The sequence below is a fragment of the Psychrobacillus sp. FSL K6-2365 genome, assembly GCF_038003165.1.
Taxonomy (GTDB): domain Bacteria; phylum Bacillota; class Bacilli; order Bacillales_A; family Planococcaceae; genus Psychrobacillus; species Psychrobacillus psychrodurans.
Genome location: NZ_JBBOOO010000001.1, coordinates 955,910 through 972,125 on the forward strand (window position 1 = coordinate 955,910; position 16,216 = coordinate 972,125).

14 protein-coding genes are annotated in these 16,216 nt (G+C 36.0%); 11 read left to right on the forward strand and 3 right to left on the reverse strand.

Going from position 1 to position 16,216, the window contains the following annotated elements:
* Positions 1-874: 874 nt before the first annotated feature.
* The 11 genes from MKY29_RS04670 (at position 875) to MKY29_RS04720 (ending at position 12,854) form a co-directional block, all read left to right on the forward strand.
* Positions 875-1,606 (forward strand): FCD domain-containing protein, encoded by a 732-nt coding sequence (locus MKY29_RS04670; RefSeq protein WP_093494008.1) that lies wholly within the window; start codon positions 875-877, stop codon positions 1,604-1,606.
* Between the two features lie 25 nt (positions 1,607-1,631).
* Entirely contained in the window at positions 1,632-3,188 is a 1,557-nt protein-coding gene (locus MKY29_RS04675; protein ID WP_340879140.1) for a Na+/H+ antiporter NhaC family protein, read from the forward strand.
* A 26-nt stretch (positions 3,189-3,214) separates the two neighbouring features.
* Positions 3,215-4,645: an amidohydrolase family protein gene (locus MKY29_RS04680; protein WP_340879141.1), complete on the forward strand. Its 1,431-nt coding sequence runs from the start codon at positions 3,215-3,217 to the stop codon at positions 4,643-4,645.
* Positions 4,646-5,142: 497 nt separating this feature from the next.
* Positions 5,143-6,072, forward strand: a complete 930-nt coding sequence (gene kdgD / locus MKY29_RS04685) for a 5-dehydro-4-deoxyglucarate dehydratase (RefSeq protein ID WP_090565354.1) — start codon at positions 5,143-5,145, stop codon at positions 6,070-6,072.
* A gap of 16 nt (positions 6,073-6,088) precedes the next feature.
* Positions 6,089-7,549, forward strand: a complete 1,461-nt coding sequence (gene gucD / locus MKY29_RS04690; RefSeq protein ID WP_340879142.1) for an alpha-ketoglutaric semialdehyde dehydrogenase GucD — start codon at positions 6,089-6,091, stop codon at positions 7,547-7,549.
* Positions 7,550-7,578: 29 nt separating this feature from the next.
* Positions 7,579-8,031 carry a RidA family protein gene (locus MKY29_RS04695; RefSeq protein ID WP_340879143.1) on the forward strand — a complete coding sequence of 151 codons (453 nt, stop codon included), beginning with the start codon at positions 7,579-7,581 and terminating at the stop codon, positions 8,029-8,031.
* A gap of 43 nt (positions 8,032-8,074) precedes the next feature.
* The gene (locus MKY29_RS04700; protein WP_340879144.1) at positions 8,075-9,046 is read left to right on the forward strand and encodes an aminopeptidase; all 972 of its coding nucleotides are present in this window, start codon (positions 8,075-8,077) and stop codon (positions 9,044-9,046) included.
* Between the two features lie 143 nt (positions 9,047-9,189).
* On the forward strand, positions 9,190-10,200 hold the full coding sequence (locus MKY29_RS04705) for a TRAP transporter substrate-binding protein (RefSeq protein ID WP_340879145.1): 1,011 nt from the start codon (positions 9,190-9,192) through the stop codon (positions 10,198-10,200).
* A gap of 14 nt (positions 10,201-10,214) precedes the next feature.
* Positions 10,215-10,709 (forward strand): TRAP transporter small permease, encoded by a 495-nt coding sequence (locus MKY29_RS04710; RefSeq protein WP_340879146.1) that lies wholly within the window; start codon positions 10,215-10,217, stop codon positions 10,707-10,709.
* The gene (locus tag MKY29_RS04715; protein WP_340879147.1) at positions 10,706-12,013 is read left to right on the forward strand and encodes a TRAP transporter large permease; all 1,308 of its coding nucleotides are present in this window, start codon (positions 10,706-10,708) and stop codon (positions 12,011-12,013) included. The genes MKY29_RS04710 and MKY29_RS04715 overlap by 4 nt, the downstream gene beginning before the upstream one ends.
* A 148-nt stretch (positions 12,014-12,161) precedes the next feature.
* Positions 12,162-12,854, forward strand: a complete 693-nt coding sequence (locus MKY29_RS04720) for a FadR/GntR family transcriptional regulator (RefSeq protein ID WP_340879148.1) — start codon at positions 12,162-12,164, stop codon at positions 12,852-12,854.
* Between the two features lie 329 nt (positions 12,855-13,183).
* Here the strand turns inward: MKY29_RS04720 and MKY29_RS04725 are convergent, their stop codons facing one another.
* Genes MKY29_RS04725 through MKY29_RS04735 form a run of 3 tightly spaced genes read right to left on the reverse strand, consistent with a single transcriptional unit; the run spans position 13,184 to position 16,210 of the window.
* Positions 13,184-13,858 (reverse strand): ABC transporter ATP-binding protein, encoded by a 675-nt coding sequence (locus MKY29_RS04725; protein WP_340879149.1) that lies wholly within the window; start codon positions 13,856-13,858, stop codon positions 13,184-13,186.
* Complete coding sequence (locus tag MKY29_RS04730; RefSeq protein ID WP_340879150.1) at positions 13,821-14,978, reverse strand: ABC transporter permease; 1,158 nt, start codon at positions 14,976-14,978, stop codon at positions 13,821-13,823. The genes MKY29_RS04725 and MKY29_RS04730 overlap by 38 nt, the downstream gene beginning before the upstream one ends.
* Positions 14,975-16,210 carry an ABC transporter permease gene (locus tag MKY29_RS04735; RefSeq protein WP_340879151.1) on the reverse strand — a complete coding sequence of 412 codons (1,236 nt, stop codon included), beginning with the start codon at positions 16,208-16,210 and terminating at the stop codon, positions 14,975-14,977. Before MKY29_RS04735 ends, MKY29_RS04730 begins: the two co-directional genes overlap by 4 nt.
* Between the last annotated feature and the right edge of the window lie 6 nt (positions 16,211-16,216).

Below are 16,216 nucleotides of genomic sequence, written 5' to 3' on the forward strand. Positions count from 1 at the left end.
TAAGACAATTCAGGACTTAACGAGGGAAAATTCTGCCCTATTATAAGAGGGAAAAGTAAACACACTTAACAGGAGACATTACGAATTGATAAAGAAAGTTATAATACTGTAGGAGATGGATGAAAAAACTTTCTAAACTTACATAAAAAAGTTTGAAAAAATTAAATAATGGATGTTTAATTACTTTTTAGCGGGGTATATAAATAGTACAAGGCGGAACTACCGTAGGAAGGGACTGGTAAACTATGAGTTTACAAGAGACTTCAATGGATGATTTGCACAGCCTTGGCGGAAAATTTGCTTTACTGACGAAAGGTACTCTCGTCGGGAACCGATATATTTAGGTTTCTATCCAACGTGTTTTACCTGAAAGTGAAAGAAAAGTTTTTTGTGGAAGTGCACATTAAAGTCTAATGGTTTCCTATTAGACGACATAACTGCACTGACGAGATGAATGATAAAATTGTCAGTTACGGTTTAACTAAGCAACATACAAATTTTCCGAGTGTATTCCCTATTTAGGGAAGGAAGAAAGCGTAGTCCTATTAGGATTACGCTTTTTTCTTTCCTGTTTTTTTCTTAATACTTGTAGGAAATTTGATTTAATTCAGTAAAACTGATTTCAATCAATAAAAGCTTCTTAACGTAGTCAAAAATGCCTGATGAGATTTTGGTGAACACATAATGGAATGGAGAAGCTACAAAATTTTCCGTTAAAGAACCGCAAACAATGTGATATTTCATTTGACAATAGTCGCATCAATCTATGAAAACACATCATTAAAACTATTAATTCAGAAAATAATGATTGTTTTTGCTAGAAAGATAAATTATAATTCAAATAGCTACTCATCAGTGAGGAGGAGGTGTGAATATGAAGATGAGTAAAGAGCTGTTTTCTAATGAAGCAGATTTTCATTACTTAATCGCTTTACAATGTCTTTCTGATTCAGAAAAGCCACTTGGATCATGGATTATGAAAGAAAAGATGGAGAACCTTGGTGATTCGATCAGCTTGGCATCTGTAGGTAGATTGTTAAAGGAATTAGACGGTCTGGGATGGACAGAATTAGTTTCTTCGCAAGGGAGAATTCTTACTGTAAAAGGACAACGCCAATTAGAAGGAATGCAAAGTGATGTAGAAAGACTTAAGATTGAAGCCGAAATGAAAAAAGCAACTGATCCTGAGAATGCACAAGACATCATTGATTTACTAAATGTACGAGTGATTATTGAGTCAGAGGTTATTAAATCAGTTATTGAGTATGCATCTGATGAGGAAATTGGACTTTTAGAGGAATCGGTTAAGCAACATAAACATTGTGTAAGTATAGGGGAAAATTCTGAACTACTTCCGATTAATTTTCATCAAGTGTTATGTACACTTTCTTGTAACCGCTTTCTTAACTCTGTGTTAAAACTATTAATACATGAAGAGTTAAGACTCGAGGAGAAGTTTCCAGAGATTGCTACTAAGTTAAGGGATGCACATCATCTTGTCGAACATGAACTGATATTAGAGGCGGTAAAAGCAAGAGATGTGGAGAAAGCAGTTTTACTTACAAAAGATCATATCCAAAAGCTGATTCAAAGCGTTATCAATTAGATATTTTCATAAAGGGGATGAGAAAATGGAGTATGGGATTTTATCGTTATTACCACCAATTCTTGCAATTGTAATAGCTATCGTGACAAGACAGACAATTTTATCCTTATTCATTGGTGTTTGGTTAGGTTCTACAATAATTAGCGGTTGGAATCCATTCGTTGGATTTACAAATTCGATTACCGATGTTGTCATACCTTCGATTGCGGATCCTTGGAATGCGGGAATGTTATTGCTAGTTACGTTAGCAGGAGGGTTTGTAAATATTCTACGTGTTACAGGTGGTGCGCGTGCTTTTGCCGAAGTGGCTACGAAAAAAGTGAATACGCGCAAGAAAGCGCAGAACTTTATATGGGGTAGTTCTTTCCTATTTTCTTATACAGAGCCAGTTTTAATCTTAGGAACGGTTACTCGTCCTATTTCAGATAAGTTAAAAGTATCCCGTGTTAAATTGGCATATATTTTGGATTCAATGGGAAGTCCACTAGCTGCTATGTCCCCAATAAGTAGTTATGGACCTTTTATTACTGGACTTATTGCCACGCAGATTGCTGTGCTTGGTTTAAGTGATAATCCATGGTCATTGTTCATCCAAATGATACCTTATAATTTATATGGTCTATTTGCAATGATTGGTGTGTTATTTGTGGTTAATTTAAATTTAGATATTGGACCGATGTATAAAGCTGAAATACGTGCGGTAGAGACTGGGGAACTATACGGAAAAGACGATAAGCTGATGATAGATGAGTCTGTTGAAGAAGAGATGATGGTATCCAATACAAAAGCGGACATTTTTAGCTTTTTGATCCCAATGGGGTTATTAATGGGGACTATTTTTGCCGTTATTTTTTGGACGGGGAATATTGCTGAAAATGGATTTCGTGGTGCTTTTTTAAATTCTAATATTGTATTGTCCATCATTTGTGGATTTATAGCAGGTGCAGTTGGTGGAATTATCTATGCAAAATTGAGATACAGAACATCATTAATTTATCTTTTTGATGAATTAACCAACGGTATATTAAAGTTGATGATTGTGCCTCTTATTTTGGTCATGGCATGGTCGATTGGTTCCATCGCTTCTACGATGGGATTAGGTACGTATATTACAGAATTAGTTGGAAACTACTTGCCAGCATTTCTAGTTCCAATAGTTATTTTTATCATCGGAGCATTGATAGCGTTTGCAACGGGAAGTTCTTGGGGTGTCTTTGCAATTATGATTCCAATTGCTGTTCCAATGGCTGCTTCGATGGATATCAATTTAGCTCTAGCGATTGGTGCTGTAATTAGTGGTGGCTTATTTGGAGACCATTGTTCACCGATTTCCGATACCACCATCATGTCGTCAACTGGTGCGGCTGCTGATCATATTGAACATGTTCGAACCCAATTGCCATATGCTTTAGTTATTGCGACTGCTTCAGGAATCGGTTTTCTTTCCGCAGGACTTACACAGAATGTATTTGTTGGATTGATAGTAACGGCTATTGTTCTATTAGTAGCGTTGTATTTATTGAATCGTAGGGTAAAAAGAAGAGATTCAAATGTATTAATCAATAAGGAAGTAATCTCTTAATATAGCAGGAAAGGAAATGATAATGTATGTTGAAAGTAGATATGATTATTCATAATGGGCATGTTCTAACAATGGAAGGAAAAGGTGTTGGTTTTATCGAAAATGGAGCAATAGCGATTAAAGGAAATATAATAGAAGCAGTCGGGGAATCAACAGAAATTCTATCTAATTATAAGGCAGAACGGATGATTGATGCTACTAACAAGTTAATCATGCCAGGATTGATAGATGCACATATTCATACGGGCATCAGTATTTTCCGCGGAGTGGCACAAGATATGTCAAACTGGATGCAAAAAGGTCTGTGGCCCTTTCAAAAACACTTACGTCCAGAAGAAAGCGTTGTTGGTTCCATGGTTAATATTATCGAGGGAGTGAAAGCAGGTACTACCACTTTCTGCGATTACGACGGTCGAATGGACTTACTTGTACAAAACTATAAAAAAATCGGAGCGCGTGCAAGGCTTGCCGAATTAATAAACGAGATACCAGATGATATTGGAGATTTGCCAGTAGGAGAGTTATATCCATTTGACCCTTCAATTGGTCAAGAAAAGCTGCAACGAAATCTAGATTTATATGAAGAACATCATAATACTGAAAATGGACGTATAACAGTGATCCTTGGTCCACATGGTCCGGATATGATGAGTTTGGAGCTATTGAAAGAAATTCAAGCGCATGCAGAAAGATTAGATACAAAACTGCATATGCATGTTGCACAGGGCGATCGTGAAGTACTTCAAATCGAAAAACGGTATGGTAAACGAACTATTGAATTTCTAGAGGAACATGGCCTATTAAACGAACGTCTTATAGCTGTGCATTTAACGGAGGCAACGGACGAAGAAACAGAAGTGGTTGCAAAAAGTGGAGCAAAGTTAATATACTGTGCTGGTAGTATTGGTATTATCGATGGTATGGTTCCACCCGTTCAGAAGTTTTTAGACGCAGGGGGAACGGCTTGTCTAGGATCTGACCAAGCTCCGGGTAACAATTGTAACAATATGATCAATGAGATGAAAATGGCAGCCATTTTGAACAAAGTAAAATATAAAGATCCAAGAGTATTTAACGCCACACAGGCACTTCGAATGGCAACAATCGAAGCAGCTAAAGTGATGGGAATTGATGACCAAGTTGGTACGTTACAAGCAGGCAAAAAAGCAGATGTTATCTTGCTAGACTTGTCCTCACCTACATTTTTCCCTGTGTTAACAACACCAATTCGCAATATTGTTCCAAACCTTGTGTATTCGGCACGTGGGGATGAGGTTGAAACGGTTATCATTGATGGAAACATCGTGATGGAAAACCAGGTAATCCTAACAGTAGATGAAAAAGAGGAAATACGAAAAGCACAATCAGCAGCAGAGCAGATTTCTATTCGTGCTAAAGACGATATATTAAGTGCTGATAGTGATATTTTACAAATGGTACGTGATGGATTGTTGTAGAAGGAGCATATTTAAGCGTCCCTGTGTAAGAAACAATTCTACACTATTCTGACAATACGTTACAATTTGCTTTTCTTTAGATTTATTCATTATAAGACCAAGCTCGTTCATCAAGAAATTGATGAACGAGCTTTTTGTGATTTTAAAATTATTTTCGAGACTATTGAAAAAAATATTGGGGTAAGAAACTAAGGCCAAGTAGTAGTTACTACTATAACTGTTCACAGTTTCTAGAAACTGGATTTCTTATTAACTCCAATAATAGTTAGATAATTTAGTTTAAGTGAATTTTTTCAACAAAATAAGTTTTCGTTTAATAGTAAAGCCAGAGCCACTTCTCTGTAATAGAGAAGTGGTATTTTTGGTAACAAAGTAGAATGAGTTCATTGGAATTATTTCACTATTCAAAAAAGAGTTTGACATAACAATATAATTGTCTTACAATAAAATTTATAGAAAATTATAATTCTTAAGATTATTAGAAGGGTGGAATTTGTATGAAGACGAGAAGGAGACAGGCACCGAAAGGAATCCTAGGATTTCCGGTTGCACCAATGAATGTAGAAGGGAAGCTAGATTTAGAGGCATTAGGGAAAAATATTGAATTTTTAATAGAGGGTGGTTTAAGTTCTATATTTGTTGCATGTGGAGCAGGTGAATTACATGCAATCAGTAATGAAGAATATAGAAGTATGGTGGAAGTTGCTGTGAATAGGACGGAAGGGAAAGTGCCACTTTATACAGGAGTTGGGGGAAACATCTCTAATGCCTTAGAACAAGCAAAAATTTCCGAAGAGCTAGGTGTGGAAGGTTACTTAATATTACCACCATACTTGATTGATCCCTCACAGGATGGAATATACGATTATTTAAGAACGATTATCCAAAGCACTGAGTTGAATGCAATCGTCTATCAAAGAGATAATTGTATTCTAGATTCCAAGACACTTAAGAAACTATGTGAACTTCCCCAACTTGTAGGGTTTAAAGATGGAGTAGGAAATATGGAGATTAATACTGAATTTACACATTTAATAGGTGATCGTTTAGAGTGGGTTAATGGAATGCCATTAGCAGAAGTAACAATGGCTGCTTATGTGAACTTAGGTTTCACATCGTATTCGTCGGCAATTTCAAACTACATACCACATATTTCAGCTATGTATTACGAAGCACTTTTAACTGGAAATAAAGAAGTTGCGCATGAGTTACATGAAGACGTTATTCTGCCTATTCATCGGATTCGTAAACAAAAAAAGGGCTATGCAGTTTCTCTGATTAAGGCGGGTATGCAAATTGTTGGTCTACCAGTGACAACGAAAGTTAGGGCACCAATTGCCACAGTTGAAAAAGAACATTATGAAGAATTGAAGAAAATTATAGACCATGCATTGGAAAAATATCCTGCTCCAACAAGAGTTATATAATAGGAGGTTCTTTAAAATGACAACGATAGCTAAAGAAAATACGTACTTGAATTATATAAATGGCGAATGGATTGCTTCGGAAACAGGAGAAACAGCCGAGAGTAAAAATCCTGCAAATAAGGATGAAGTAGTTGGTCTTTACCAACTATCTTCAGCCAATGACTTTGATCAGGCTGCTACTTCCGCAAGGAAAGCGCAAAAAGCATGGCGTAAGCTTACTGGAAATGTAAGAGGAGATTATTTACTAAAAGCTGCCACTATTTTAGAAGAACGAATAGAAGAAGTAGCAACCGCTATGACAAAAGAAATGGGCAAGACATTTGCAGAGGCAAAAGGAGAAACTGCTCGTGGGGTAGCTATCTTACGTTATTATGCAGGAGAAGGAATGCGACCAATTGGCGATGTAATCCCTCCTACTGATAGCGAAGCACTTATGTTCACAACTAGAGTACCACTTGGTGTTGTTGGCGTTATTACCCCTTGGAACTTTCCAGTAGCCATACCGCTGTGGAAGGTGGCACCAGCACTTATTTACGGTAATACGGTTGTTATTAAACCAGCAAGCGAAACAGCGGTTACTTGTGCCAAAGTGATAGCGTGTTTGCATGATGCAGGAATTCCAGCAGGAGTTTTAAACATGGTGACAGGTTCTGGGTCATTAATTGGAACAGAAATGGCTAATCATACTGAAATAGATGCCATTACATTTACAGGATCCAACGCAGTAGGCAAGCAGCTAGCACAAATAGCAATTTCAAGAGGTATTAAATACCAACTTGAAATGGGAGGGAAAAATCCTGTAATTGTTGCGAATGATGCAGACCTAGATTTAGCAGTCGAAGCAACGATTAGTGGTGGATTAAGATCTTCAGGCCAAAAATGTACAGCTACTAGCAGAGTTATTGTCCAATCAGAAGTTTATGCACAATTTAAAGAAAAGCTGTTACAAAAAGTGGCAGATATTACAATTGGAGATGGCATGGAAGAAGGTACATGGATGGGCCCTTCCTCAAGCGAAAGTCAGTTGAACACAGTACTCTCAGCTATTGCAAAAGGAAAATCAGAAGGGGCTACACTACTCTTTGGAGGAGATAAAGTAGAAAAGGAAGGCTTGAATGGGTATTACGTTGAGCCGACGGTATTCGAAGACGTATCATCTACTATGACACTTGCTCGAGAAGAGATTTTTGGACCTGTTCTTGCACTTATGAAAGTAGTTACGATTGAAGAGGCACTAGAATTGGCAAATGACTCAGAATATGGATTAAGCGCCTCTATTTTTACAACAAAAATAAGTAATATGCTTTCATTTATAAATGAAATGGATGCAGGGTTAGTACGTATTAACGCTGAGAGTGCCGGAGTAGAATTACAAGCGCCATTTGGTGGGATGAAACAGTCTAGTTCTCACTCTCGTGAACAAGGACAAGCGGCAAAGGAGTTTTACACGGCTATTAAAACAGTGTTCATTAAATAAAGTGAAATCGTTACGATGGAGGTGTAAGGGTGAATTACGAAGAGAAATTAGAAAGCAAAGGATATAAATTTCCAACACAAGCAAATAAGCGAATATTTGAAGCAGGAGTAAGAACTGGAAATTTAATCTTTGTTAGTGGTAATGCAGCGAAAGTAGAAGGTGTATTAAAATATAAAGGGATTGTAGGCGACACAGTTACGATGGAGCAAGCACAAGATGCAGGTAAAATTGCCTTTGTAAATTGTTTAGCAACAGTTAAAAATATGATAGGTAATTTGGATTCTATGAAAAGGATTGTTAATATTAAAGGTTATGTGGCAAGCACTCCTGAATTCACTGACCAACCAAAAGTGATGGATGAAGTTTCTGCATTGGCAATTGAGATATTTGGAGATGTAGGAAAACATAGTAGGGCTTCGATTGGAACATCTTCACTACCAGAAGGAACACCTGTAGAAGTTGAAATTGTTGTTGAAGTGTAATAATTGATTAACGCGCAAAATAACTACAAAAGGAGTCTGACAGATGAAAAATATGAACGATCTACCATTAGGTATTAAACAATTATTTACGAGTATTACTCACTTGAAAGAAGGGGAAAAAGTTCTGGTCATCACGGATGATGATAAAAGAGAGATTGGTGAATTTGTTTATAAATATGCCAAACAATTTTTTGAAACTTCCATGATTGTTATGCCTCCAACTGAAGGACATGGTGCAGAACCGACAGAAGCTGTTATTGCAGCATTAAATAATTGTGATGTTGCATTTGGTGCCACTACTTACTCCTTGTATCATTCTAAAGCACGCTTAAGTACAAGTAAAAATGGACGACTACGATGGATTGGACTTCAAGATTATGCTCTTCATATGTTCGAAAAAGGTGGACTAACTGCAGACTTCGATGAAGTTACACGAGTTGTTAATCGAGTTGCACCATTTTATAAAGGCAAAACATTTACACTCACTGCTCCAGGTGGTACTAATATGGTTTGTAGCATAGAAGGACGTGAACCTGTGCTGGATCATGGAACGGCAACCGTGCCTGGTTCTGCTTCATTTCCTCCGAATGCAGAAGTTGCACTAGGACCAGTTGAAGGAACTGCAAACGGTGTATTGGTATTTGATGGAAGTATACCACACCCATTATTAAATTTAATCGAAGAACCGATAACATGCACAGTGAAGGACGGCTATATTACAGAGATAACCGGTGGACATGAGGCAGATATATTACGTAAGATGCTAGCTGACTTCAACGATTCAACTGTTTATAATATTGCGGAGCTTGGACTTGGACTCAATAAAGAAAATTTCCTGTGTGGACATATGGCACCAGATGAAGGGTCATTTGGGAATATCCATATTGGTATTGGAAAGAATTTAAACTTTGGTGGGCATGTCGATTCGCCACTGCATTTAGATATGATTATTAAAACAGTTACCTGTAATATTGATGGGCAAGATATTATGAAAGATGGAGAATTGCTAGTTTAATAAATTTTGAGCAAAAACTCTTGGTGTGCTACTTAGGAATAGGCTAGTTAGAATACCAAGAGTCTCCTTTTGCGAAATATATTTTGCATTTTAAGTAAGCGCTTACAACCAAATGTCTAATCTATAAAGAATGGGGTGGCTGAATGAAAAAGAAAAATAAATTTACAGCTATTATACTAGGTCTTTCATTGATGATATTGTTAGCTGGATGTTCTGCGTCAGCTAATGGAGCGGTAAGTAGTAAAAGAATTATTAGTGTTGCAACCGTTCAACCTGAGAACCATGCAATATATCTTGGTTTAAACGCATTTAAAGAATATGTAGAAGAAGAAATGGGAGATAAATTCGAGATTAAACTGTTTACTAATGGTGTAATTGGTGGAAATTCGGAGGCGCTCGAATTGTTACAAATGGGATCACTAGATTTAGTTGCTACGAGTGGAAGTAATTTGGAAGCTTTTGCGAATGAGTATAAGATTTTTGGTTTACCCTATTTATTTAACGATGAAGCAAGCTTTCGTAAAGTGATGAACGATGAAGAATTTACAGATATAATTTATAATTCTACAGCTGACAAAGGAATCCAAGGTGTGGCTTGGTTTTCCAATGGGGTAAATAATTTTTATGCTTCAAAGAAAATTGAAACTCCAGAAGACTTAAAGGGACTAAAGATTCGTGTTCAGTCTAGTGAAGCAAACGTGAAGCTCGTCCAAGGATTTGATGCGGCAGCTGTTGTTCTGGCTTATGGGGAAGTGTATACAGCTTTACAGAACCGTGTTATTGACGCTGGTACTAATCCTGAGATGGCACTAGTTGATATGAAGCATGGGGAGGTTGCAAAATACTATTCTCGCACAGAGCATCAGATTTTTACTGACATGCTTGTTGCAAATACAGACTTTTTAGATTCGCTTTCGACAGAGGAAAGAGAAGTTTTCCAAGATGGATTTAAATTAAGTAGTCAAGTTGCAAATGAAGCATGGGATAAAAGGATTACTGAAGTGACAGAAGAAGCAACGGAAATGGGTGTAGAATTCATCACTGTGGATAAAGGATTATTCGAAGAAATGCAAAAACCAGTTAAAGAGGAATTATTAATCTCTAACCCAGATTTGCAACCACTTTATGACAAGATTCAACAAATCCAAAACTAAAGAAGGTGTATTTAATGGAAATAGTAAAGAACATAATGGATAAGGTATTATCAGGTGTTTGCGCCGCTTTATTGTCTTTTATGACGCTACTAGCTACTTATCAAGTGATTACACGATATGTATTTAGTAGTCCAAGTACGATGTCTGAAGATTTGTTGAGTTATTCCTTTGTTTGGGTATCTTTGCTCGGAACAGCGTTAGTATTTGGTCAAAAAGACCATATGAAATTATCTATATTTTCTGATAAGTTTACTGGGATAAAGCTGTTTGCATTATCTATTTTTACCGAGTTACTCATCATGACTATTGCGGTAATTGTCTTTTTATTTGGAGGTACACAGGTTGTTGGAGTAGGCGCTATACAAATATCACCAACGTTAAATATTTCTATGGAATGGATTTATGTTGTGCTTCCAATAAGTGGAGTATTGATAGTTGTCTATAACGTCATTAATATCATCCAATTAATCCAACGATTCACAGAAAGCAAAAAGGAGGGGATACTATGAGTGTAGCTGTAACAGCAGGTTTACTGATTTTCTTTACAATTGTTATTCTATTACTTATCGGTATTCCAATAGGAATTACTCTCATTGTTGCCTCGATACTAGCGATTACACAAGTATTAGGTTTTTCTGCTGCTATTCCCTCATCGGCTTTGAAAATGTTTCAAGGTATTAATATTTTTACTTTATTAGCCATTCCTTTCTTCATACTTGCAGGGAATATTATGAATAAAGGTGGTATAGCCGTTCGACTGATTAACTTAGCAACCGCTATGACTGGTAGAATACCAGGATCACTTGCTCAAACAAATGTAGTTGCAAATATGCTATTTGGATCTGTATCTGGTTCTGGAACAGCAGCCGTATCAGCAATGGGGTCAATAATGGGTCCTATTCAAAAAAAAGAAGGCTATGATGAGAACTTTACAGCTGCTATAAATATAGCAACCGCTCCTACTGGATTATTGATACCACCGAGTACTGCTTTAATCACATATGCTTTGGTAAGTGGAGGCACTTCAGTGGCAGCTCTTTTTCTTGGGGGGCTAATTCCTGGTGTCTTATGGGGAATAAGTTGTATGATCGTAGCATTCTTTTATGCGAAAAAGAAAGGGTATGTTGGTAAAAAGCAAATATCCTTAAATGAATTCCTAAAGGTTGCATTTGAAGCAATTCCAAGTTTATTACTAATCATTATTGTCGTTTTTGGCATTGTTGGAGGAATCTTCACTGCTACAGAAGGCTCTGCAATTGCAGTTGTCTATAGTTTGCTTTTATCTACTATATTTTATAAAACGATTAGCTTAAAAGAATTTTATGCTATTTTGGTAGAAAGTTCGAAGTTGTCTGCTATTATTATGTTTTTAATTGGAGCATCTAATATTATGGCTTGGGTTATGTCGTTTACTGGAATCCCAGATATGATGGCAACCGTTATACTAGGTATTTCAGATAATCCAATTATCATTTTGTTAGCTATAAATATATTATTGTTGTTTGTCGGTACATTTATGGATCTTACACCGGCAATTTTAATTTTCACACCAATACTACTACCTGTGTGTTTAGCATTAGGAATGACCCCTTTACATTTCGGTATAATGCTTACATTTAATCTTTGTATTGGAACTATTACACCACCTGTAGGGAATATTCTTTTTGCTGGTATTAAAGTTTCAAACGTAAAAGTGGAAAGAGTAATGCCGCACCTGCTCAAATTTTATGTAGCCATTCTTATTGTCCTTTTGCTAGTAACATATATTCCATGGTTTTCAACATTCCTACCATCTTTAGCTGGGGTAAGTTAAAAAATTTGAAGAAATAGATAAAAGAGAGATTGTAGTGGTATAACGACTTCACTCTCTTTTTACATAGTAATGTGAAATTCCTTTGGGATTATAGTGTATAATTGTAATATAGAAAATCTCAAAAATATTTAAAGAAAGGTGGGATTTGATGAAAGAGTATACAATGAACACCATACGTAGGAGTACTTTGTCTCAGCAGGTGCTGGAACAAATTATTTTTATGATAACGAGTGGACAGTTGAAGCCTGGCGATAAACTACCAGCCGAGATGGCATTGATGGAACAACTTGATGTAAGTCGTCCAGTATTACGTGAGGCTCTAGGGTCCTTAGAAACGTTAGAAATTATTACAAGAAGACCCCGGAGTGGTACATTTGTAAATGATAAAGTGGGAAGTAGTCCGTTCAAAGCAATGCTTGCATTGTCTATTAATAATATCCCTGCCGTTATTGAGGCACGTATGACTCTAGAATTGGGACTCGTCACAATTGCAGCTGAAAAAATATCCGATGATCAACTTGAAAAAATAAAAGAAACAATTGACAGAATCCAAGAAAATCCAAATAGTGATTATGGAAAATTAGATAAAGAATTTCATCGGCTTATCGCGCAAAGTGCGAATAATCCTGTAGTTGAAGGGATGATTGATTCTCTTCTTATCACACATGAAAAAACGGATAGCTTGATAACTTACCGTGAGCCGTCCATTACAATCGAGCATCACCTAGCTATATATGAAGCGTTGAAAATAAGAGATCCTCATGAATCGTTCACTCAGATGTATAAGCATTTAAAATATGTAAGGAAGAAAATATTAGATGACTTTGAAAAAGAAAAATAATATAAATAAAACCCTTATTTAGGATAAAAAAAGATGAATATCAGGTTTTTTTAAGTAACGTATCTTAAAACTAGTAATATTTTAAATCTACAAAAAGAAATAGAATTCTTCGTACTGGAAAAGTATAAGTTTCTTAGGACCAAATATCTTGTTGTAGCCGAAATGTTAAATTGGCTACTTTTTTTATTAAGTGTCCCTGTGTAGCAAACAATTAGGAGATTTTCATTTTCGTCCCTGTGTGAAAAACAATTCAGAATAGTGTTGAAGTTGTGTCTTGCACAGGGACACTTTTTGGGACACTCTCCGGAACCCCGACAAGGAACTCCCTCTTATACCAGTTCTTCCACAGCAATGCCTCTAGATTTTAGTAAATCAGCGTAGAACGGATCTTTTCCTAAGCAGTATATACGATCACAAAAAGAGGTAATTTCGCTCATGTCGTGAGAGGTATAGATTATCATTTTTCCTTCGTTTTTTGCTAAGTTCACCAAATAATTTCCAATCTCTTCTTTAGATTTCATATCGATACCTACAGTTGGCTCATCGAGAAGGATTAAAATGGGATCATGAATAAGACTGATTGCTAGATTTAGTTTTCTTTTCATTCCACCCGATAATGAATCCACTGGTTCATCCCATTTGTTTAGTTGCATATCAAGGCAGAGCTGTTGGCATTCTTCTAATGATCTTCTTTTCCAGGATAGCTTTTCAAAAAACAGGAAGTTTTCTGCTACAGTGAATTCCTCCCATAAAGAAATTTCTTGAGGGACATAACCTATAATCTTACGGATGTTTTTAATATCTTTTGAGTAAGATTTATCCTCTAATATAATACTGCCATTAGATTGTGATAGCACAGTAGCTAAAATTTCCAATAGAGTCGATTTACCTGCTCCATTTTCTCCAACTAACCCGACAACTTCACCAGGTTTCACTGTAAGGTTTACATCGTTTAATATTTTTTGTTTATGATAGCTTTTTTGTAGGGAATTTACTTGCAACACGCTGACTACCTCCTTTAACTATTGTTATAACAATAATGAATGTTAAAAATGCATAAGCGATGCTACCATGTAACAATGAATAAACCGGACTGAAAGACTCTATCCATGGCCATCTTCTTATAATAGAATCTATTGGGATAAATGCCCCCCCACATATTGTAAGGATAAGGGAGATTGCAATGGCACTAATATAATAGAAGAAACTATTAGTATAGTTTCTAGCAAGTAAAGCAGCTAGCATATTTATCGTGATCCGGAAACCAAGTAGCGCAATGATTAATCGTACATTTGGAGTTGCTAAATCTAGAAAGTGAAGAACAGATAGAGTGACTATATCCATAAAAAATAATAAAACCGTATAGAACAATAAATTCCAGGATATATAGCTATTTAACGACATTTTAGTAAATGTCCATCGCACCCTTATTTGTATACTATTTGCTTTCACTATCCAATCAAAAATAAATAATGTAGCAATGATTTGGAAAAAAGCCCATATTCCCCATACAGATAGAAGGGAGCTACTTTCAATTTCTGTTTCGGTTGGTGTCCATTGGAAGGAAAAGCTTGTCGTAATTAGCTGTTTCTTTTCCTGTTTTTCTTTACTCGTTTTGAAAATTTCTTCTATATTCCATTCTTCACTGGAGCCATATTTTTCATATAACTTTTTAATTTCCGTAGCGGCTTTCGTACGTGTTGCTTCTTCTTGAACATATGAGCTAATCGTTTCTGCAACAGCAAAGTAAGCAAAAGACCTATTGGATGAATATGCCTCAATGAGCTGAGAACGACGATTACTTACAATATCTTTCTCATATCCATCCTTAATGACAAAAACACTATCGAGCTCATGTTTTTCTAATAGATCTTTAGCTTTTTGAAGGTCTAGTCTATTAACTTGTAAATAATCTGTATTCATAATACGTTGAACTAAAGCATCAGAAAGGACAGATTCATCTTCTTTTACTAGTCCAATTGGTACCTTTGATTCATCGCCAAATTTATTTACCGCACTGAAAGTCATTACGGTCAAAACAAGAGGTAGTATAAGCCAGGCTAATAAAACCTTCCATTCCTTACGCAGCCTCATCGCTTGTATCGCTAAAATACCTTTCATCATTTCCACCTATCCTTCCACTGTGTAGAGATCCACAACAGTATCAATCCCACGAACGATTGAATTCCTAATAGGGTAAAGTCTGCGTAGTTTCGTCCAACTAACACAATATCTACAATCCATCGGAAGACTTCAAAAGAAAAGAAAAATGGAAGTAGATTTTTCAACAATAAAGGAAAATAAATAGTAGGAATGAATGCTCCGCTTGAAACAATCAACATTAATATCAAGAAAAATTGAAGGAGTAATCCTACTCTTTTAGATGAAATCCATAGGTCAACTAACGATAAACTAACTAATAAAAGCCATCCATACAATAAAATAAACAGAAATAGACGGAAATAATCTAATATAAATAACTCGACCGCAAAGTATTTAACAATCGGTATTAAAGTAACAGTAGCAAATAACATGCTTACTAAGAGTGCAACAATTATTTGTGAAACATTCGTATGCCAGTATGTAACTCCAAGTAACTTCCAACGTATTCTCAAGGCGACATGTGTCTCATTTCTTAACAATGAATAGCTTCCGAATAGCCATATACTAAATGCAATAAACCAACCAGCTACTACATAATAATTCGTAGGGGAAGTTGTTGTTATATTGGTAATTACTTCTTCGTCTAATATTTGCCCGCTTCCTAATGTATATAAAGTAAATTCAATAAATGTTTCAAAGATAAGTCCTTCTAATTCTTCTTCTGGAATATAAGCATTACTTGCATAATCATAGACCGTTAGAATATTAGCCTGAGCAGAGGAAATGTAACGTGTCATACTTTCTGCTAATTCTTTTACAATGAAGCTATCTACTGTTCGAGAAGGATTTCCTACAATCGTTAGGGAGACAGACTTTCCTTTATACAGCTTTTTAGTAAACTCCTTAGGGAATAGTATGTATGTACTTATTTCATTGTTCTCTATTTTATAATCTGCAGTCTCTTTTGACATAGAGATTATTTCAATGGCTTCTTCTTTATCTAAAGAAAGGGTCATGAATTCCAGTAACATTTTCGTTTCTTCTGTTTGGTCTTCATCCACAAAAGCAATGGAAATAGGTTCTTTAGCCGACGGGACAAAAAGCGAAGCAACGATTCCAAGCGTTGAAACTAGCAGAAAAATAGGGAAAAGAAAAAGCAGAAGAAGTGATTTCCACTTCTTCTGAATACTTTTTCCATATTGAGTCGTAAAGAAGGCAATCTTTTTCAAATCGATCAAGATGCATCCACTCATTTCCTT